Genomic DNA, 19,854 nt, shown 5'->3' on the forward strand with positions numbered 1-19,854 from the left:
AACTCGAGTTTACTCGAAGTTCAAGACCTAAAAAAAGACTCAGGTGCGCGTTTAAACGCGTACCTGAATTCATCTTTTTTCGAAACTCAAGTTCACCCAAAGTTCAAGACATTAAAAAAGACTCAAGTGCGCGTCCCGATACCTATCGGGATCGCGTACCTGAATTCCATCGTAATGGCACACCTGAGATTTCCATTTTCATAATCCAATCAACTGACTATTTTTGAGCTTCCAAAAATTGTCGTCTAACTGACATTTCTATGAAAACTAAAACGAACCTACTGATCGCCTTGACCCTTGTGATGACGGCTTGGGGTTGTCGTAAAGAGGTGGTTACCACAAATTTGGACGAATCATTAAGCGATATCCTTGCCGAGGCGGCTTCCGGAAAAGGATTGTCCTATTTTAAACTTCCTGCATCGGATCATTTCCAATCCATACCTCAGGATCCCAAAAATCCATTAACCAAGGAAAAGGTTTTACTGGGTAAACTTTTGTTTCACGAAACGGCCTTAGCGGTGAACCCGAGAATTGAGGGAGGAAGTAATACCTACTCCTGTGCCAGTTGCCATCATGCCGGTGGTGGATTTCAGGCCAACGTACAGCAAGGTATTGGTGAAGGAGGAATTGGTTACGGCAATACGGGGGAAGAAAGACATGCTAACCCTCTTTATGTTTCAGATTCTCTCGACCTACAACCGCTAAGAACTCCCAGTGCCATGAATGGAGCATGGCAGGAATTGATGCTATGGAATGGGCAATTTGGAGCAACGGGTGCCAATGCATCTACCCAAAGTCAATGGACACCGGGAACACCCAAAGAGACCAATACCCTTGGTTACCAAGGATTAGAAATTCAGGCGATAGCTGGATTAAAAGTGCACCGAATGGATGTGGATACGCAGCTACTATTCAAGTATGGTTATCAAGAATTGTTTGATATGGCTTTTCCGGATATCCCTGCTTCTAAACGGTATACCCGAGAAATGGCTGGATTATCTATCGCGGCCTATGAACGCACGATTATTTCCAACCAAGCTCCGTTTCAAAAATGGCTCGATGGAGATCACGATGCGATGACGGAGGATGAAAAGTTAGGGGCGGTTCTGTTTTTCGGAAAAGCAAATTGTGTGAACTGTCATACAGGTCCAGCCTTGAGCAGTATGGAATTTCACGCCTTAGGAATGAATGACATGCTGGCCGGTCAACCGGTGATAAAGGATGCAGCAGAGGCAGAAAATGCGAACAAGGGTAGAGGAGGGTTTACCGGAAACGCCTCGGAAAACTACCAGTTCAAGGTTCCTCAATTATACAATCTGTCTAATTCCGCTTTTTACGGTCATGGAGGAACATTCACAAGCTTAAAGGATGTAGTGATTTATAAAAATACCGCGGTAGCCGAGAACTCCAAGGTTCCAACATCCCAACTTTCCAGTGAATTCAACCCCTTGGAACTAAGTTCCGAAGAAGTCGATCAGCTTACGTCGTTTATGATGTATGCCCTAAATGACCCGAACCTGAACAGGTATGAGCCAGATCATGTAATGTCTGGTCAATGTGTACCCAACAACGACGTAGTCTCGCAGATTAGCCGTGGATGCAAGTGATTTTCAGGGCGAGGTTGAGAGTCGAGAATCGATTGCCATTAGAAGATGATGAGGGTTGTTTCATAAACAACTTCTGGAGTTGAAAATTGATCATTGCCCCTAAAAATTTAAAATTCCCCCAATTCCCTATCTTGTTGGTTCTAAGTTATAGTACCATGGTTCATTCGCGAATTCTGTTTTTTCTTTCCTTTTTGCTTCAGGCTGGTTTTCTTCAAGCCCAGCATACTTTTTCCATCGTTGCCGTCGATTCGGTAACCCGTGAAATTGGTAGCGCCGGTGCCACTTGTGGTGATAGCATAATTTGGCCGGGAACTAAAGGAGCCTTGGTCATTAGTGATGTTATTCCCGGCGTTGGAGCCATTCATACCCAAGCCTTATACATACCTTCCAATCAGGCGAATGCCCGAAATCGAATGAACCTCGGAGATTCTCCCCAAGAAATTATTGATTGGTTAGGGCAAAACGACGCCGGGGGAGACTCCTCCGTGAGGCAATACGGAATTGTAGATTACAATGCCGGAAGCCCACGTTCTGCGGCATTTACCGGAGCTGGATGTATGGATTATAAGAACCACATTACCGGGCCGGGTTATTCCATTCAAGGAAACATTTTGTTGGACCAATCGGTGCTGGACTCGATGGAAGCTCGCTTCCTTCGAAGCGATGGTTGCTTGGCTGAGAAGCTGATGGCAGCCATGCAAGGCGCCAAGGTAATTGGGGCAGATACGCGCTGTGCCCCAGAAGGAACAAGTTCTCTTTCCGCCTTTTTACGAATGGCCAAGCCCAATGATGCAGCCAACAATTTGTTTATAGATATCAACGTGGCTGGAACACCGGATAGCGTGGAACCGATTGATGTGCTTCAATCCAAATTTGACGCCTGGAAGCAGGCCAATGGATTCTACTGTTTTCCCATTATTGGCGGGCAAGAAGAATGGGAGGCGGCCTCTGGATTTTCACTTTACCCCAATCCAGCTGAAGATCACTTAAACTTATCTTATCCTCCGGGTTTTTATCATTTTTCGGTACTCGATTATCAGGGCAGGATTGTTTTTCAGCAGGCATTCGGAGAGTTGCAAGTGGAATACGATTGGCAATTGCATGATTTGCCACCAGGCATTTATCAAATACGGTTAATGGATTCAAAGGGACAATGGCTGCATCAGAGCTTTGTGCACTAATGGTCTGAGGTAACCACCACTGATAAGGTTTTGGTTTCGTTGGGAAAGACCAGAACTATTTCAAACGTTCCTCCTTGAGGCGACTCCAGAACGACAAAAATTTCCTGATTATCTCCTCGGTAATAAGGCTTGTGTTGTTTACCCTCAGCATCCAATCCAATCACCGATTTTAATCCTTCCAGATCACCTTTTACATGAAACGATCCATAGTTTGGATTGGGGTACAACTGAATATCCCGGGAACTGATGTTCTCCTTAACGCGAATGGAGGAGATGGGAAAAGTCGTAACCTCTCCGTTAATGTCCACTTCACTGAGTCGATAGTAGTTCAGCCCGATTTCATAATCTTGGTCTTGCCAGAAATAATTGAGTGATTCATTGCTTTCCCCAGCAGCGTCTAACGTAGCGATCTCCAACCAGTCTCCATTTTGAGATTGACGTTCGATAATGAAGTGGTCGGATTGAGTTTCAGAAGCAGTAGTCCAACTGATCAATACATGTGCATACTGAAATTGGAGATGGAAACCAACTAATTCTACTGGAAGTGGGTAGGATCCAAGGCCACCCCAGGTATGGCCACTCACACTTGAACCGCAACCAAAAGTATTGGCCGAATCGATGGAAAAATCTGTATCCGTGTGAAAGCCGCCGCTGCCAGAACCATTGTCGTCGGTAAAGGCACTGAGTGTAGCATAATCAGAACCACCTTTGACCCTCCAAGTAGGTTGAGTAGAACTTCCGGAGGCTGAACAAACATTGACGCAACCCAGTCCTCCAGGTCGGTCTTTGTTTAGGTCAAATTCTACAAGTGGGGTATATATAGCGCCACAGCAGCTTACTGAAGAACCATGAGGTTTAAAAAGAGTTTCTGCTTCGATCGTACCACAGTTTTCCAGCTCTCCATCCACATGCAATTCACCTTTGGCTTCGCCCAGGGTTGCAGAAATTAATATGTATCCGGAAGTGGCATTGATTGTTTTTCCAGAGGAGGCAGTTCCATTTTCTGAATTGGTACCCGTATGAACTTTTCCTGTGCGAATAGTATCGTGATTGTGGAGCAAGGGGAGTCCGCTTACCGGAGTTTTATCTATTCCTTTAATCTCCACTTTTCGGGCATGAATCACACCGTAGTTGATGCATTGCCCAGTATTGGTCCCATCACCAATTTTAAGATTATCCGAATATCCTTTTAGCGAACCTCCCGCATTGATAAGAAGAACACCTTCTATGGATAACTCATTAGCGAAGGTAACCGGAGAATTGGCAGAAATAATGACTGAGTCTCCATTGGACAAAGTGGTGCCAGGCGCAGAGCCACCCTCCCAGGTTCCGTTGGTTTCCCAATCGCCACCTGCTACTTTGGAGGTGTAAGTGGTTGCATGAAGGTGTGTAAGAGCCCCTATCGCGCATATCAGAAGTAATAATCCAATTGTCTTTGTATAAGGCATAATCTTCTCCCTCGCAGCAGTTAGCTGTTAAAATCAAAGTTAAGCAATAAAGGAGAAAAGTTAAAGATTATCAGTTGGGTAGGTTTAAATCTACGATTGGATACAAGCGAAAAAAAAGAGCGGATAACCGCCCTTTTCTTGGTAAATAAACCTCTTACGAGATTACAATGGATTTCGTGAAATTGAAACCAACGCTGGTTCCATCCGATTTTTCCAAAGTTCCGGTTACGCTACCATCAATGGTTACCGAACCTGATGGTGAGTAATTGCAGTAATCCATACCGGTGTAGCTGCCATCACCTGAGGTGGATATAGGGGAGAGCTGGGACGCGATGGAGGCCGTTACAATGTTTTCGCCTTCCATTAATCCGGAAAGGGTGCAACTCACTACATCTCCGGCATTTTTAGGAGTAAGGTTATAGGTAGAAGTAATTTGCTGATACTCTGCTTGGTAATCGATGTCCCATTGAATGTCTACGGAATCATTTCCATCACTGTTCGCATTACTTTTTAAACGTTTTAGGGCATCTATGTTCCCTTCTTTGAGGGCACTGACCACTTTGGACCAATCTCTGTTAGTACTCATGATTTTTGAATTTTAGTTAAGGTTGCCATAAGCCTGCATAGCGCGGCAACAACAGTTTGAATTTAAATGTGAAAGTAGGCCGGATAGTTGTCCTGGAAAAGCGTAGAAATAGCTGATTTACTCACCGTAGAATTCCCTAAAAAATGATCGGTAGAATTACGCCCTGAAAAATAAGGGTAGCCAAATATGGGGTATCGTGGAAATGTGTTAGTTGAACTGGAAATCGTGTATGTACCTGTTAATTAGGATGAAGGAATTTTGTTGAGTAATCCTAAAATTCTCGAACGATGAAAAAGACAGCACTCATTACCGGCGCATCCAGCGGAATTGGAAAAGAAATGGCCCGAATTCATGCCTCTCAAGGTGGAAATCTCATTTTGGTGGCTCGCAACGAAAAGCGATTAAACGACCTAAAAGCAGAATTGGAATCGAAACATGGAGTTCAAGTCCTGGTAATCGCCAAAGATCTTTCACTGGCCAATGGCCCTCAGGAAGTTTACGATGCGGTAAAACAAGCGGGCGTTCAGGTGGATTACCTGATCAACAATGCAGGCTTTGGGGACACGGAAAGTTTCATGAACGCGATTGGGAAAAGGATTTGACCATGATTAACCTAAACATTGTGGCGCTCACGGCACTCACCCGACTATTTTTACCAGATTTTGTAAGTCGCAACAGCGGCAAGATTTTGAATGTTTCTTCTACAGCGAGTTTAATGGCAGGCCCCTTACAAGCCGTTTATTTTGCCACCAAGGCCTATGTTACTTCCTTTAGCAATGCTTTGGCCGAAGAACTTCATGATACCCAGGTTACGGTTACAGCCTTGCTTCCAGGAGCCACCGAGACGGAATTTGCTCAAGTCTCAGGCATGGATAAAACCGATTTGTTTACCAACACGTTTAGTGCTCAATCTGTGGCTAAGGACGGTTATGATGGAATGATTCAAGGAAAACTGGATGTACTTTCCGGATTAACCTTTGGGCAAAAAATGATGATGAATATGATTCCCCTCACTCCAAAGAAAATGTTGTTGAAGCAAATTCGGCAAATGCAGGAGATCAAGAATTAAAAGGAACAAGGAAGTCTTAAGTCCAAAACTTAGGAAAAACTTTACGTTCCAAATTTTTAGATGTGCTCATTCTGGTCCAAATTTGTGGAAATTGGTGACTTATGAGTAAGCAGAAAGAAGGGGCAAGCAACCGGTATTTTAATCGCGATTTAAGTTGGTTATCCTTTAATTACCGCGTTCTTCAAGAAGCCCAGAATCCCAAGGTTCCATTGCTGGAACGCTTGAAATTCCTGGCTATTTACTCTTCCAACCTCGATGAATTTTACCGGGTGCGGGTGGCTTCCTTGCGCAAGCTGGCCTTGTTGGGCAAAAAGAAAATCAACAAGGGGATAGGTCTCAATCCCGCTGATGTAGTCCGGGAGATTCAGGAAATTCTTCCCGCTCAGTTGGCTGAATTTGGTCATACTTTGAGTGAGGTGGTTCTTCCAGCCCTGGAAGAGCATGGCATTAAGTTGGTTTCGGGTAATGATTTAAAGGAAGATCAGCTTCGTGAGTTGCGTCACTTTTTCAAAACTCAGGTACTGGCCTTTATTCACCCCCGATTTTTGGATGACCATGCCGATGAGTCGTTTTTGGTAAATCGGAAGTTATATCATGCGGTAAGTCTGAGTCGCAAAAAGGACCCGGAACAACGGGAGCTGGCCGTGGTCAATATCCCTTCGGACGAGCTGCCCCGATTTATTCCGCTTTCAGGCGAAGAAGGGCATGCCTTCATTTTGCTCGATGAAGTGATTCGTGTTTTCCTTCCGCTTATTTTTCCCAAGCATAAGGTAGAGGAGTGCGGGAGTGTAAAATTGAATCGCGATTCGGATTTGCTCATTGAAGATGAACTGGATGGTGATTTGGTCGAAAAGATCAAACGTCAGATTCAAAAACGAGATTTAGGCGTTCCTTGCCGGTTTCTATACGATATGAATATGTCAGAGGCTATTGTCGCCGAATTGCAGCAAAAGCTGGCCTTCGAAGACGAGGACATGGTAAAAGGAGGATCCTACCACAACATTTCTGATTTTATGGGTTTGCCCGGCGTACACTCCAAAAAATTGCAATACCCCAAACACCAAGGCGTACCGGCTCAGTTTTTTAGACAACACGAGTTAATTTTCTCGGCCATTGATCAAGGCGATCAGCTGTTACATTTTCCGTATCATTCCTACGATTATGTGCTGCAGTTTTTCAACCAGGCTTCCATCGATCCAGATGTGCATTCCATCTACACCACGATCTATCGGATGGCTTCCAATAGCTTAATTGGCCAAGCCTTGAAAAGTGCTGCCCTCAACGGAAAACAGGTAACCGTATTTATGGAGGTAAAAGCCCGATTTGATGAGGCCAACAACCTCAGATGGGCAGAGGATTTATCCCAGGCCGGAGTGCGAATTATCTACAGCTTACCCGATTTAAAGGTACACGCCAAAGTAGCCCTGGTAGCCCGTAAAACGAAAAAGGAGCCCAATACTTGGTACAGCTTTATTGGTACCGGAAACTTGAATGAGAAAACCGCCAGTATTTACACCGATTTTGGACTCTTTACCCGTCATCCAGATATTGGCAATGAGCTAAAGCAGTTGTTCGGATTTTTGGAAGGTAGTGCCATTCCTAAGGAATTTAATACGCTTCAAGTGGCTCGTTTTAACCTGATGGATACCTACCTCGATCTTATCAATCGTGAAATTGAACTGGCCCGGGAAGGTAAACCGGCTCGCATTATCATCAAGCTCAACAACCTGGAGGAGCGAACCATGATCGATAAACTCTATGAAGCCAGTAGAGCAGGAGTTCAGATTGATTTGATTATTCGAAGCATTTGCTGTTTGATTCCTGGTGTTGAAGGGATGAGTGAAAATATTCGGGTAACCCGCTTAGTGGGCCGCTACCTGGAGCATGCTCGCATCCTTTGGTTTCATCAGGATGGAGAACCCGTTTGTTGCATCGGTTCTTCCGATTGGATGAATCGAAACCTACACAAACGTATTGAAGTGAATGTGCCCATTTTGGATCCCGTGCTCAAAGGACGTATCAAAGGGTTGCTGGATCTTCAATTGTCTGATAATGTGCAAGCTGTAAATCTGGATACGGAACTTGTTAATCAGTTCAAAACACCGGATTCAGATGATCAAATCATACACGCTCAGGGAGAAACTCCGAAGCTTTTAGCAGATTGGTAGACCGTTTCTGAGTTTAAGGAACCACGTAGGTCAGTTCATCCAATCCGTAGGTGGTGAAATTGCCTACCACAGGTCCGGTCCAATTGTTGATCGGATTTCCGGGTGCGGCAGCACTAAAGTTGGAGGCAGCGCTCACAAAGGCCATGTCAAACACTTCTCTTTGGTAGCGGAAGTTTTCCTTGGTCATACTCAGTAATTCCAATTTCACTTCATCTCCCGATTGAAAGGTTTTGTTGCGAATGGTCCGGGTAACCGTTAATCCATTGTTGGACTGGTCGTTGAAGAAAATAGCGTCCGCTCGTTCACTGTTTTGCACTTTTCCATTTACAGTCATTCGAAGCCGGTAGTAATCATCCCGATTGGCCGGATCCTGGTAGCTGAATTTGATCTGATACCCGATAAAAATACCGGATGAATCTTGGGGTTCGGCCCGGGCACCGAGTAGCTCAGAATGGGCGGGCAAAAAAGATTCGGCCAGGTATTGCTCGCCACCAAAATCAACTTGAAGGCGGTAGGTGTGATCCGGTAAAGCTTCGTAGGTCGTTTGGTAAATTCCACTGTCTCGATGAACCAGTGGAAGGGAGTTTCCTTGGTCGTCATAAAGAACAACGGATGCATTTTCCACCCGTTTGGGTTCGTCGCCAGAGAGAAAGGGAGCCGTTTGCGATATTTTGAGCGCAACCACCTTAGGGCCACCTTCCGTCATTTCGCTTTCCAGAACATATTGCAGATCCGATTCCTGAATATCGAGTTCGATCACCTTTTGGCAGGAAGTAGCTGTAAGTCCTGCCAACATCGAAAAGAGAAGTAGCTTTTTCATGGATTAAAATTTGAAGTTGTAGGTAATAGAGGGGACCCAGCGAAACAAGGAAAGCTGCACGGGCTCCGTTATTTCGGGATTGTCCTCATTTTCCTGGAAGGAGATGGAATACGCATTTTCCCGGCCGTATACATTGTAGAGCGAGAAGTTGAGATCCGATTGGAACTTTTCCGTTTTCTTCAGTTTCCAGGTAAGTCCCAAATCCATTCGGTGATAGTTGGGCATGCGGTAACCGTTACGTTCCGTGTAATAAGGGATTGTGTTTCCTTCTACCGTGTATTCGCCTGTTGGGAAGGTAACGGCATCGCCGGTGTAGAATATAAAAGCTCCGGAAAGGGTCAACTTTTTATTTAACTCATACATTGCTACGACATTGATGTCATGGGTACGGTCCTGTCGGGCCCGAAATTCCTCCCCATTGTTGATTTCATCAAATTGTCGCGTGGTTTTGGAAAGGGTATAGCCCAGCCAGCCGGTAAACTTTCCCTTGGTTTTCTTTACCGTTACCTCCAGCCCGTATGATTCTCCGGTTCCATACACCAGTTCTCCTTCCACTTGATCGTTAAGAAAGGTATTGGCCCCAGTACGGTAATCAATGGTATTCTGCATGTATTTGTAGTAAACTTCAGCTGAAACTTCGATGGGAAGCTTACGCAGGTTTCTGAAGTACCCCAGGGCTACTTGATCCGCAATTTGGGGCTTGATGTTATTCGAACTCATCACCCATACATCAACTGGAGTGGAGGTGGTAGAACTCGTGAGCTGATGCAGGTATTGGGCATTTCGATTATAGTTCAATTTTACGGAGTTGTATTCATTCAACAAATAGGTCGCCGAGAGCCGCGGTTCAAGGTTGGCATAGGTTTGCATGGTTTTGCCACTGCCATAGTAAGTTTCTGACAGGTATTTTCCTTCTTCATCAAAAGTGTAGGCCGTTCCCGATCCCAATCGATTAAATAGCGAGAACCTTAAGCCGTAGTTTAAGCTAAACACACCACTTATTTTTTGCTCGTTCTGGATGAACAGGGCGCTTTCCAGCCCATAGGCTAATTCAGCTTGATTGTCGCTTACACCTGAGCTGGAGCCACCTTCAATGCTTCCAGGTTCCATGGTATGGTGAATGACGTTAGCACCAAACTTTATGGAGTTTTTGCTATTGGGGTAATAGGAGAAGGTTTGCTTCACGTTGTAGTCTTCGATGGAGGATTCGATGCTACGTCTTTCTTCATCAGAGCCCAGGGCAATGTTGTAGTTGTAATTACTGTATATCAGTGTAGTGTTAGAAAACAGCTTGTCGTTTACCAGGTGGTTCCAGCGAAAGGTTCCGGTGGCATTTCCCCAGTTAATTCCAAATTGATCTTCAAATCCCATGTTATCGCGACCGAAGTATCCGGAGAGGTAGATTTTGTCTTTGTCGGTTATTTTATAACTGGCTTTCAGGTTCAAATCATAAAAGGAGAGGCTTGAGTTTTGAATGCTTTCTTGTCCTGAGAGGCTGAGGTAGGGCTCCACGAAAGAGCGGCGCCCTGAGATTAGAAATGATCCTTTGTCTTTAACGATGGGGCCTTCCACGGTGAGTCGGGAAGCGATAAGGCCGATGCCTCCGCTAACTCCAAAATTCTTGCTGTTCCCATCCTTCATTCTCACGTCCATCACCGAGGCTGTTTTGCCACCGTATTCCGGCATCATTCCACCTTTATACAGGGTTGCGCCCTTGATAGCATCACCGTTGAATACAGAGAAAAATCCGAGCACGTGCGAGGGGTTGTACACCGGTGCCTCATCAATAAGTACCAGGTTTTGATCCAAACCACCACCTCGCACGTAAAAGCCCGAATTCCCCTCACCTGCGGTCTTTATTCCCGGACTCATCTGCGCCACCCGAAGCACATCCGGTTCGCCGCACAGCGTTGGAATTTCTTTGACATCCTGCATGTTTATCGTGGTCACGCTTCCTTCATTTCGGGAGACGTTTTCATTTTCTTTTTCCGCGGAGATGACCACCTCTTTTAGCGTTTCCTGCGAGGCCGATAACTCCACGCTAAGTTTTAGATCCTGGGTAAGCTTTATGGGTTTTTCCACCGAGGCGTAACCAATGAAACTAAAAACAAGGGTATAGTTTCCAGCCGGCAGGGTGAGGGAGTAAAAACCATACACATTGGAAGTGGTACCCACGCCGGGTTGTTCCTTTACCTGAATAGTGGCAAAGGGGACATCTTCACCATTCGAAGCATCCTTAAGCTGACCACTCACGGTATACTTCGTTTGAGCCTGAAGTAATGGTCCTGTTAAAAGCAATAAAGCCAATCCAAGCCAGAAACCTATTCGCTGAAAAGATGTATTCGCTTTTTGATCAAAGGGTTGAAAAACAGATGGAAACGCCTTTGAACTTTGAAAAAGAGGAATGAGATTCATATTTTGCAGGTACTTTATTATGACCTTCTGAGAGGGAAGGAAATGCGATTAAATACCCCGCAAATTTTCGGGAAGCATAACGCGTAACCTAAAGTATTCAAGCAAGGATTCGAAAAAATCAAGGAAGGGCCTTAAGTCTTCAGAAATCCCGTTCACTGATAAAATGTAGGGTTTGCTTGATTAATCTTGAAAAATTGAGCGAGCTGGCAGACTTTTGGTTTTGGAACAATGAATGTATTGGTAAATAAAAGAGAAAAACGGTTGCAAGTCCTTTTGTGGGGTGGGTTGTGGTTTTTGTTCTTTTGGATTTATTCCGACATTGGAAATCCCTTTTACGATGTGGGCAAGGCACTCATGATAGGAGTAGGGTCCATGGTAGCTTGCTCCATTAACTTGAATCACCTGATTCCACGCTATTTGCTGCCGCGTAAGTACCTGTATTACATCCTTGGGTTGGTGGCGACCATTACGCTGCTCAGTTTGATTACGGATTTGATTATCTACGCCTGGGTCATCTTCGTAGCCGGGCGAGAAAAGAGTTTTGAGTTGGTAAGCACCATCTTTAAGTGGCACACCACAGCACCCTTTATCATGACCATTATAGCGAGTAGTTTATGGCAAATGGCAATCCATAATCGAAACATGCAACATGAGCAGCTTAGTATGGAGCTGCGCTTGCTTAAGAATCAGATTAATCCTCATTTCTTGTTCAATTCGCTCAACAACATTTACACCCTCATTTTGCTCAAATCCGATAAGGCTCCTGAAAACCTGATGAAGCTTTCGCGGATGCTGCGCTACGTCATTTATGAGTGCAGCGAGGAAAAGGTGCTTTTGTCTTCCGAAATTGCCCACATTCGAGATTATTTGGATTTGGTACTACTTAAGGATAGTGAAGGCCTGAACTTACATGCTGATCTGGAATCTGATCCGGGTTCGGTGCGGGTAGCGCCCATGATCTTCATTACCTTCATTGAAAATGCCTTTAAGCATGGGCGAATTGAAGATTTGGAAAACGGCTGGGTGGACTTGAAACTTAAGGTAACCGATGGAGTTATTATCTTTCACTTGAGTAACAGCATTCCGCGAACCCCATCCACCGAAGAAAGGGAAGGAGGAATAGGCTTAAACAATGTAAAACGGCGGTTGGAGGTTATTTATCCCGATAAACACCTCTTGGAAATTGATAATACAGACCGCGAATTTCGAGTGAGGCTTGAAATTCAAACGGAATCATGAAAAGTTTGGAGAAAATACGGTGTCTGATTGTGGATGACGAAGAGTTAGCCCGCAAGCTTATTGAAACCTACATTCAACGTATGCCTCAATTGGAGTTGGTGGGTAAGTGCAAGAATCCCATGGATGCGATGCGTCGGTTGAATGATGATTCGATAGACCTCGTTTTTTTAGACATACACATGCCCGAATTAACAGGACTCGAATTACTCAGATCTTTGCATCGACCTCCCTTGGTCATATTAACTACCGCTTACAAGGAATACGCACTGGAAGGCTACCGACTCGATGTAGTGGACTATTTACTCAAACCCATTGATTTTTCCCTTTTTCTGCAAGCGATAAACAAGGCCAGTTCAAGATTGGAATTGGAGAGACGTAAAAATCAAATTGCACCTCCCCGGACGGAGGCAGCCGAACCCGATTACCTCATGGTGAAATCTGAGCATCGTATTATTCGGCTTCCGCTTAATGATTTGGTATACGTACAAGGCATGAACGAATATGTGGCCTATCACACCGAAGAAGGGCGGGTTCTTTCTCTAAAATCGCTCAAAGCGTTGGAAAGGGAGTTGCCCGCAGATCGGTTTATTCGCATTCACAAGTCCTATATTGTGGCCAAGGACAGAATTACAGCTCTGGAAGGAAATCAGGTAGTGATCGACAGCAATAAGCTGCCCATAGGAGGGAGTTACAAACAGCAGGTTATGGCCCAGCTGTTTCAGGCCTAAAACCCGTTCAGGCTAAATTATATTCTCATTTACCGCGAAACATTACCCATTTTCTACAAAAAAACGGGGGCAATTACAGTACGTTTAAGGCATGGACACAGATTCCACCTGGGAACCCGCCATGTCTCCATTTGCCGGTCTACCAAAGGCATAAACCAACCAGGAGTATATGCACAGCCCAGTAAAGAGAAGAATCGCTCTTAGTAGTGAAGATTTCATAAAGTTTGTCGTTGATCTATAAAGTTCGGAATAAAAAATTGAAAATGAAATTTTTTAGGGCACAGATTTATCTGAAATTCAATGGGATGACTCAATCGAGCCTTGGAAGCTACGGGCCATACACCTTTTGCTCCAAGACATTACCTTAAAATTTTAGCTACCGATGAGCTTTACATTAATCCTGCTTATTTTTGGGATATGAGAGCCACACTATCCATCCTTGTTTTAGTCCTATTTCTGGTATCCTGCAAAAAAGAAGTGGTTGATGCCACACCTGAGAGTAGCGATACTACTCAAACGCCGAGTGCTCAAAACAACCAAACGCCAGCGGTAGTTTGTGATTCAACCACCTTTCAAAACTTACCCGCTGCAACTGGTTTTTATCAAATGAAATACAACCATGGACCTGATAATCGGGGAGAGGTGACCAAGAAATACTGCACCACGTCCATTCGGATTCTTCAGGACAGTGTGTATTATGATGATTTGGACACCACCATGTATAGCCACTTGATTCAAATTGATTCCCTGAATTACGAAACCGACTCATTAAAATCGGATGAGCACAGGTATACAAGTTTGGCCTTTCCGGTGAATGCTAGCCTCGATTACCAAAAACGTCATGCTGAGGTGAATGGAATAACCGATCCTACAGTCTCCGTGAGTATTACGCCCAATTCCGGGTATTCCAGAATCGTTTTGGACCGTCAAAACTTTGGTATCGGTGGAGTGTTTGTGGAGGAACGGAGTTACTTGGAACTGCGCGCTGCACTTTAACTCCAATGGGCTTAACTCTCCACCCGATGAAATAAAAAAAGCCCGACGAGCTTAACCAGGCTATCAGGCTTTTTTGCGATTGACTTTATCGGTCCTATTTTTTCAAAATAGTTTTGATTTCAGCACTCTGATCCGGAGCGATGATTCGGATAAAGTAAGTGCCATTTGAGTAATTTCCCAGATCAATAGGATAGCTCTGTTGACCCGCTTCCAGGGTCCAACTACCCAGAACTTTTCCGGTTCCATCAAGTAGATGAATCGGAATGTCCTCAGTAGGAGCTTGTTCAAAAGAAACTGTGGTAGAATTTGTTGCTGGATTCGGATGAACTGTGATTTCGTTTTCTTCAAATCCTAAAGGTTCCTCAACTGAAGTTAACTCCGAGTCATCGGTTTTACCCGGCGAAGCGAAAATGGTGACATCACCTGCGTTAAGTTCAACACTGTTTCCACAAGCCTCCAATTCCACGATGATGAAGTAAACTCCGTTGACCACAAAGTTCCCCTGGTTGTTTCTACCATCCCAATGAATGGAAGGTAGGCCATTGGTGGGGGATACAAAGGGACAACATCCCATACCCGTTTCGCTACGTTGAAACACGATATTTCCCCATCGATTAAAAACGGTAATGGTGAATTTGGTGGCGTTGTAGGCACAATTCGGATTAGCATTATCTGAAAGAATCCAGAAGTCATTAACACCATCTCCATTAGGCGTGAACACGTTGGGAAGAAAGTCGTGTGAAAACCCAGGCCATTCGTCACAACAATTGTCACAGGATTCGGCTTCTGTACAAACGTCTCCTACACGAGCCTTAAAACTTCGATTGTTGGTGGCCCGAGCAGAGAATCCGGTTTTCAATTTTACTTTCAATCCACCGGCAAATTCCGTGGTTCCTGAAGTACCAGTCAGGTTTACCGGCCCATTCACCAAAATGGGGGTAACACTTCTTCCAGCAATAACCTGTGCACCAGCCTCAGTAAGCGAGGGTAGAGGAAAGGCGTTGCCGTTTCGGTTTTCGTGGAAAATGGTGTGGGGACAAAATTCACAGATTACCCTTACGTTATAGGTTTCCGTGGTGGAACTTGACCCACAAAGATCGGTTCCTGTGGTAGTTACCGTGAACTGATGGTCGCCTAACTGTCCGACTCCAGGTGTCCAAAAAATCGTACCTACCGGAGTTGCCGTGTTGTTTCCTGAAACCGAAACAGTGGCTCCAGGTAGGCCGCCATTCCAGGTCATGGTCACATCGTCGTAGGCATCGTAATCAAAGCCATGAATGTTGACTCCCAGGGTTTGATTTGCGTTGACGACTACCCAGTATTCACCGGTTTGATTGTAACCGGTGGTATAAGGAGGCGTGTCATCAAGTGGATGAACCTTAATGTTGGAGACAAACACCTTTTGACAGCCAGTAGGCGTGGTAACCGTGACGCTGTAAGGATCCGATTCCAACCGGGCGATGTCGGTGATGCTTCTGGTAGTTTCACCAGTGGACCATTGGTAAGTATTACCGGCCCCAACGTCAACCACCGTCAAGTTCATCATTTGATTCTCACAGATTTCGGATGGAAAATTCATGCCCAGCACATTTGTAGGACTATTAAAACTCCCAGCTTCGATAAATACTCCGGAGTCTTTTAAGCGGTCCTTACCATCGGCAATGGCAATTTTGATGTGGTATTCTTCGCCACAAGTAAGGTTGTTGTAGCTCGCTTGAAACACATCCGTGTACCGGTCAAATTCGAAATTGGCCTCAATTCCGGTAAAATCTTCAAAGAGATTCTCATTGTAGTATTGAGTATTCGTTTGAGAATTGATGGTACAAATACCCACTGGAGTGGAGGTGCCGGGAATTACGGCCAGGTTAACAGCATCATTGCTAAATCCTTGTCCGCCAGCTATTCCTGGACCACTTAGAAAGAAACCCATGATGTCGGCAAAACCGTTGTTGCATTCCGATAACGATTCTTCCGTTCCGTAACAAAACCGAAAGTTGATGTGGTTTTCGGAGGGAACAAAATCGAACTCCAAAACGGCCACATCGAGCATGCTAACAGCGCTACCCGACAAGATGGAAAGGTCTGGCTCGCCTTGGCTGCTCATCGAAATGGATTCGACCCTATGGTTGTTGGCCGGGCCCACTTCTATGGCTGTTCCGGTAGAGAGAACAATTCCTTGACTAATTCCGATCGTTGGAGCGGGAGGATTAGCAGGATTGACAAAGGTGCCCAATTGTCTCGGGTCACCTTTGCTCAGGGTCATGTTCGATACAGTAACTCCATTTCCCGTGAGAGCGTTTACCGCAGCTGTGGCCGAGGCCTGGGTAGGGGTTAACTGGGCTCGGGAGGTCAACTGCCCGCCGAGTATCAAGAGCATGAACCCGAGCGCTTTAAGGCTAAGGGATAACTTCATACTACTTGTTTTTAAGGAGGTTTATCTCTTTCTCTAATTCAATGACATAAAGGGTCAATTCTTCGATTTTTTGCAACAAAATGGCATCCATCTTTCCCGATTGAATCCCTTCTTCCTTTACTTCTTCTTCTGAAGGAACATTGGGCAAATGATGATTTTCCTGGATGAAAGACTCTAATTCGCCAAGACTCATTAATTCATATTTGTCGGCAAAAACGAAATCAGGCCAGTTGCCTTCCAGTTTTACGGTCAATTCCTCACAGATGGCCTTGCCTCCTACATACAAGAGGTGGTCGCCTACCAGGTTGTTGGTACCTACGCCTACTTTACCATCAGCACGAACGGTAAAGCGAAGGTGGCCAGGGCTAGACATAGATGCACCAGAAATCGAGGTTTCCACTTGAAAGACGGGCTCGGTTCCGTTGATCCATCCACTTTTGAACAGGCCGGCACCACCGCCTCCGGCAGTATTCATGGCTGTAAAGGCCCATTGGGAGTTGGATCCGTTCATGACTTCAAGTTTACCAAGTCCATTACTTGATCCTACGGTTACATCGCCAGATCTGGAAAGGGTAGATGTGGTGTTGTTGGATCCGGACCATTGTTGTCCGAAAACCAAGTTAGCGTTAACGATCAGGACGATTAGAAGTCCTGCCAATTTAAGGGTATTCATAATTGTTTAATTAATGGGTAATTAATGCCTACTCTGGATGGCTAGCTTTTCGGCTTCCGCTAGTATTCCGGCAGAATAATCCCACATAACGTCTAAGGCCTATGCGCAATAAAATATAAGGCTAGGACGAGGCTCTCCATTTTGGGGCATGAATCGAAAGGGCATGTTCTTGGTTAAGTATTAACCACCAAGAGCTTTACAAGCCCCACAAGAAGAGTATGGGATTGTGTGTACCAGGTAAATAAAAAGATTAATGGTATTAGATATCCATATACGCGCTAAGAGCGCCACAGCCCAAATTGAATTTGAGTCTGTAGAAGGTTTGCATTCAGTCAAGCTGAACGGGCTGAGCAAAAAAGAAAATTTCCGGCTAAACGGAGATCGTGTGCAAGGGTAAGAAGTTAATTTATAGGGTTATTAAGGTGCATTTAGTTTAATCCATGTAGGGTGCATAATAGGTCTTGATCTGGTCAAATCGCTTAACAAGTATAAGGAACATCTTTCGTTTTGCGAAATTTTTTTTTGAGTGCTATGTTTCTGATAATGAGCCACTGTTTGGCTTTTTCCCGTTCTTCTTGGGATAGTGGACATTTGCCTAAATCGGCTCTCTTATGAAAGTGCTTTTTCGGTATTTGAAACGCCCTTGATGGTTTACGAGTGTTACACGCATGAAAATTGGAGATTAGGGGTGAAACAGGCGCTCTTCCTAGTTCCTTCAAGGAAGGTTATACAACAGGAAAATGACTTCCGCCAAAACTGCCTGGATCCTTAGTTTTGCAGGGGGGCAATACCCTTTACTGAATCGCCTTATCCTTCTCGCCGTTAAATTCTATCTTGAACCCAAATTAGAACTATGGACCATTACCTCGAAACCGAACGATTAATCTTAAGGCCTTTTGATCAGGAGGATATTGAGCCGTCTTACCAGATGAATCTGGATGCCGAAGTGAGTCGATATACCGGCGATGGAGGTGTGGTTAGTAGGGAAGAGGTAGCCCACCGAATCCAGGAAAACGTTCTTGGAGATTACCGAAAACATGGATTTGGACGTTTTGCCGTAGAGCTCAAGGGAGGACCTCGTTTCATCGGTTTTGCCGGACTTAAATATCTACCAGACTGGAAAGAAGTGGACCTGGGCTATCGGTTTATGCAAGATTATTGGGGACAAGGCTTAGCTACAGAAGCCGGACGTGCTTGCCTGAAGTTTGGTTTTGAGACCCTCCATCTCTCCAAAATTATCGCCATGGCTCTGCCCGAAAATGAGGGATCCGTTCGAGTGCTCCAAAAATTGAACTTTCAGTTCGAAAAGGAAATCCTTGAAGAAGGGGACTTGGTTCATGTTTTTCAGTTGTTCAATCCGGATTCCACCGATTCCCAGTAACGATTGAAAATCGAAGCTTCATTTGTGCCAAATGGGCTTTCTTGAGTCTGCTTTAACTTGTTGATAATTTGCTTTTTAGCTCAATTTCTTTTTACTTAGAAGAAACATTGTCAAAATCCTTAAGCCATGTATCAATTCGTATTCCAATCGGGTGGAGAATTCGGCGTGTCCTGTGCGGTTCAAACCCATTATTCCTTTGGTGAAAATCATTACCTGTTTCAGCAAGATGTCAACTCCAAAGGCTGGGTAGTATTAAACCTTAACACCGACGGATCTCCGGGCCCATTGCTTCAGTCCGGCACCAGTGCACTGGCTTATGACATAGCCTTTACCTACGAAATTGAAAGCAATCTTTTTTTGTTTGGAATTGATGTGGGAAGTCTACACTTCATTAGTCCAAGTCCCTGGGAAATACGGGCCATTCATGCAGATGGAAAAATCGGCGCTATCACCGACCATGGTATTTGGAACAACACCTACGAATTGCAGTTTCCTTTTCATATCGACGGACAGCATTACCTCTACGGTGCCAGCATCACGGGCTCCGACCGCTGGTTTATCCAACCTTTGCTTCCCGGTGGAAAAATGGGCAAAGACGAAACCGACCACGGCAACCAAAAAACGAAGTACCTCATTCCGCTGCAAATCCCTATTTACCTGCACAACAATCCCACCCAGTTATTTCGCTACGATGATTATGATGGCGTAACCCGTGCCCAGGATTTCCTGCCCGACGGAAAACTTGATCCAGATCAGTATCAGTCACCCACCTTTGGGCTGCGTTTTCAGCAGATTTTCTTTGCCAATTTACCCGATGTACAGGCGATGATTGGGCTGGGAGGCCAACCCGATTATGGGTGTTTTATCTATCCTTTTACAGCAGAAGGTGGTATAGGCGAACCCATTGGGGAAGGGCAGGTAGGGCCCTTTGACAAGGCCTTGTACTACACCATTCAGGGACGGCATTTTGTGTATTTGTTTAGTAAGGATGCCGTAGAGTGGGCGGTTTGGGAAATCGTGTCTCAATAATAGGTGCTAATTGGTATTTGCGTTGGTATAGGAACCCGATTTGCCTACCATCTGAATCTTTCTGAATTACTTGACCTTCCGCTAGAAATGTATTTTCTTTG

General features: G+C 45.0%; 14 protein-coding genes and 1 pseudogene. 9 read left to right on the plus strand and 6 right to left on the minus strand.

Annotated features, from left to right (window positions below; all coding sequences use genetic code 11):
* Positions 1 to 260: 260 nt before the first annotated feature.
* The gene (locus KFE98_16805; protein ID UTW61652.1) at positions 261 to 1,607 is read left to right on the plus strand and encodes a cytochrome-c peroxidase; all 1,347 of its coding nucleotides are present in this window, start codon (positions 261 to 263) and stop codon (positions 1,605 to 1,607) included.
* Positions 1,608 to 1,762: 155 nt separating this feature from the next.
* Positions 1,763 to 2,788, plus strand: a complete 1,026-nt coding sequence (locus KFE98_16810; protein ID UTW61653.1) for a DUF1028 domain-containing protein — start codon at positions 1,763 to 1,765, stop codon at positions 2,786 to 2,788.
* Here the strand turns inward: KFE98_16810 and KFE98_16815 are convergent.
* Both KFE98_16815 and KFE98_16820 read right to left on the minus strand, forming a co-directional pair.
* Positions 2,785 to 4,236 carry a hypothetical protein gene (locus tag KFE98_16815; GenBank protein ID UTW61654.1) on the minus strand — a complete coding sequence of 484 codons (1,452 nt, stop codon included), beginning with the start codon at positions 4,234 to 4,236 and terminating at the stop codon, positions 2,785 to 2,787. The genes KFE98_16810 and KFE98_16815 overlap by 4 nt on opposite strands.
* Before the next feature lie 154 nt (positions 4,237 to 4,390).
* Positions 4,391 to 4,822, minus strand: a complete 432-nt coding sequence (locus KFE98_16820) for a hypothetical protein (protein UTW61655.1) — start codon at positions 4,820 to 4,822, stop codon at positions 4,391 to 4,393.
* A 287-nt stretch (positions 4,823 to 5,109) separates the two neighbouring features.
* Here KFE98_16820 and KFE98_16825 point away from each other — a divergent pair.
* Positions 5,110 to 5,891, plus strand: a pseudogene (locus tag KFE98_16825) (SDR family oxidoreductase).
* A gap of 101 nt (positions 5,892 to 5,992) precedes the next feature.
* Positions 5,993 to 8,059, plus strand: a complete 2,067-nt coding sequence (ppk1, locus tag KFE98_16830) for a polyphosphate kinase 1 (protein UTW61656.1) — start codon at positions 5,993 to 5,995, stop codon at positions 8,057 to 8,059.
* Positions 8,060 to 8,072: 13 nt separating this feature from the next.
* On the opposite strand, the gene KFE98_16835 is transcribed toward ppk1, so the two are convergent.
* Entirely contained in the window at positions 8,073 to 8,879 is an 807-nt protein-coding gene (locus KFE98_16835) for a DUF4249 domain-containing protein (protein UTW61657.1), read from the minus strand.
* A gap of 3 nt (positions 8,880 to 8,882) precedes the next feature.
* The gene (locus tag KFE98_16840) at positions 8,883 to 11,294 is read right to left on the minus strand and encodes a TonB-dependent receptor (GenBank protein ID UTW61658.1); all 2,412 of its coding nucleotides are present in this window, start codon (positions 11,292 to 11,294) and stop codon (positions 8,883 to 8,885) included.
* 261 nt (positions 11,295 to 11,555) lie between these two features.
* Here KFE98_16840 and KFE98_16845 point away from each other — a divergent pair, with 261 nt between their 5' ends.
* The 3 genes from KFE98_16845 to KFE98_16855 all read left to right on the plus strand — a co-directional run bounded on the left by KFE98_16845 (position 11,556) and on the right by KFE98_16855 (position 14,257).
* The gene (locus tag KFE98_16845) at positions 11,556 to 12,533 is read left to right on the plus strand and encodes a histidine kinase (GenBank protein UTW61659.1); all 978 of its coding nucleotides are present in this window, start codon (positions 11,556 to 11,558) and stop codon (positions 12,531 to 12,533) included.
* Positions 12,530 to 13,261 carry a response regulator gene (locus KFE98_16850; protein UTW61660.1) on the plus strand — a complete coding sequence of 244 codons (732 nt, stop codon included), beginning with the start codon at positions 12,530 to 12,532 and terminating at the stop codon, positions 13,259 to 13,261. Before KFE98_16845 ends, KFE98_16850 begins: the two co-directional genes overlap by 4 nt.
* Positions 13,262 to 13,678: 417 nt before the next feature.
* The gene (locus tag KFE98_16855) at positions 13,679 to 14,257 is read left to right on the plus strand and encodes a hypothetical protein (protein UTW61661.1); all 579 of its coding nucleotides are present in this window, start codon (positions 13,679 to 13,681) and stop codon (positions 14,255 to 14,257) included.
* Positions 14,258 to 14,351: 94 nt separating this feature from the next.
* Here the strand turns inward: KFE98_16855 and KFE98_16860 are convergent, their stop codons facing one another.
* Positions 14,352 to 16,670 carry a choice-of-anchor L domain-containing protein gene (locus KFE98_16860; GenBank protein ID UTW61662.1) on the minus strand — a complete coding sequence of 773 codons (2,319 nt, stop codon included), beginning with the start codon at positions 16,668 to 16,670 and terminating at the stop codon, positions 14,352 to 14,354.
* A 1-nt stretch (position 16,671) separates the two neighbouring features.
* Complete coding sequence (locus KFE98_16865; GenBank protein ID UTW61663.1) at positions 16,672 to 17,343, minus strand: hypothetical protein; 672 nt, start codon at positions 17,341 to 17,343, stop codon at positions 16,672 to 16,674.
* 853 nt (positions 17,344 to 18,196) lie between these two features.
* Here KFE98_16865 and KFE98_16870 point away from each other — a divergent pair.
* Positions 18,197 to 18,724 (plus strand): GNAT family N-acetyltransferase, encoded by a 528-nt coding sequence (locus KFE98_16870; GenBank protein ID UTW61664.1) that lies wholly within the window; start codon positions 18,197 to 18,199, stop codon positions 18,722 to 18,724.
* A 126-nt stretch (positions 18,725 to 18,850) separates the two neighbouring features.
* On the plus strand, positions 18,851 to 19,753 hold the full coding sequence (locus KFE98_16875; protein ID UTW61665.1) for a hypothetical protein: 903 nt from the start codon (positions 18,851 to 18,853) through the stop codon (positions 19,751 to 19,753).
* Positions 19,754 to 19,854 lie beyond the last annotated feature (101 nt).

Source organism: bacterium SCSIO 12741, from assembly GCA_024398055.1.
Taxonomy (GTDB): Bacteria; Bacteroidota; Bacteroidia; order Flavobacteriales_G; family Salibacteraceae; genus SCSIO-12741.

Coding starts and splice junctions, on each gene's coding strand:
- KFE98_16805 (UTW61652.1), top strand. CDS start 261: ATGAAAACTAAAACGAACCTACTGATCGCCTTGACCCTTGTGATGACG.
- KFE98_16810 (UTW61653.1), top strand. CDS start 1,763: ATGGTTCATTCGCGAATTCTGTTTTTTCTTTCCTTTTTGCTTCAGGCT.
- KFE98_16815 (UTW61654.1), bottom strand. CDS start 4,236: ATGCCTTATACAAAGACAATTGGATTATTACTTCTGATATGCGCGATA.
- KFE98_16820 (UTW61655.1), bottom strand. CDS start 4,822: ATGAGTACTAACAGAGATTGGTCCAAAGTGGTCAGTGCCCTCAAAGAA.
- ppk1 (UTW61656.1), top strand. CDS start 5,993: ATGAGTAAGCAGAAAGAAGGGGCAAGCAACCGGTATTTTAATCGCGAT.
- KFE98_16835 (UTW61657.1), bottom strand. CDS start 8,879: ATGAAAAAGCTACTTCTCTTTTCGATGTTGGCAGGACTTACAGCTACT.
- KFE98_16840 (UTW61658.1), bottom strand. CDS start 11,294: ATGAATCTCATTCCTCTTTTTCAAAGTTCAAAGGCGTTTCCATCTGTT.
- KFE98_16850 (UTW61660.1), top strand. CDS start 12,530: ATGAAAAGTTTGGAGAAAATACGGTGTCTGATTGTGGATGACGAAGAG.
- KFE98_16855 (UTW61661.1), top strand. CDS start 13,679: ATGAGAGCCACACTATCCATCCTTGTTTTAGTCCTATTTCTGGTATCC.
- KFE98_16860 (UTW61662.1), bottom strand. CDS start 16,670: ATGAAGTTATCCCTTAGCCTTAAAGCGCTCGGGTTCATGCTCTTGATA.
- KFE98_16865 (UTW61663.1), bottom strand. CDS start 17,343: ATGAATACCCTTAAATTGGCAGGACTTCTAATCGTCCTGATCGTTAAC.
- KFE98_16870 (UTW61664.1), top strand. CDS start 18,197: ATGGACCATTACCTCGAAACCGAACGATTAATCTTAAGGCCTTTTGAT.
- KFE98_16875 (UTW61665.1), top strand. CDS start 18,851: ATGTATCAATTCGTATTCCAATCGGGTGGAGAATTCGGCGTGTCCTGT.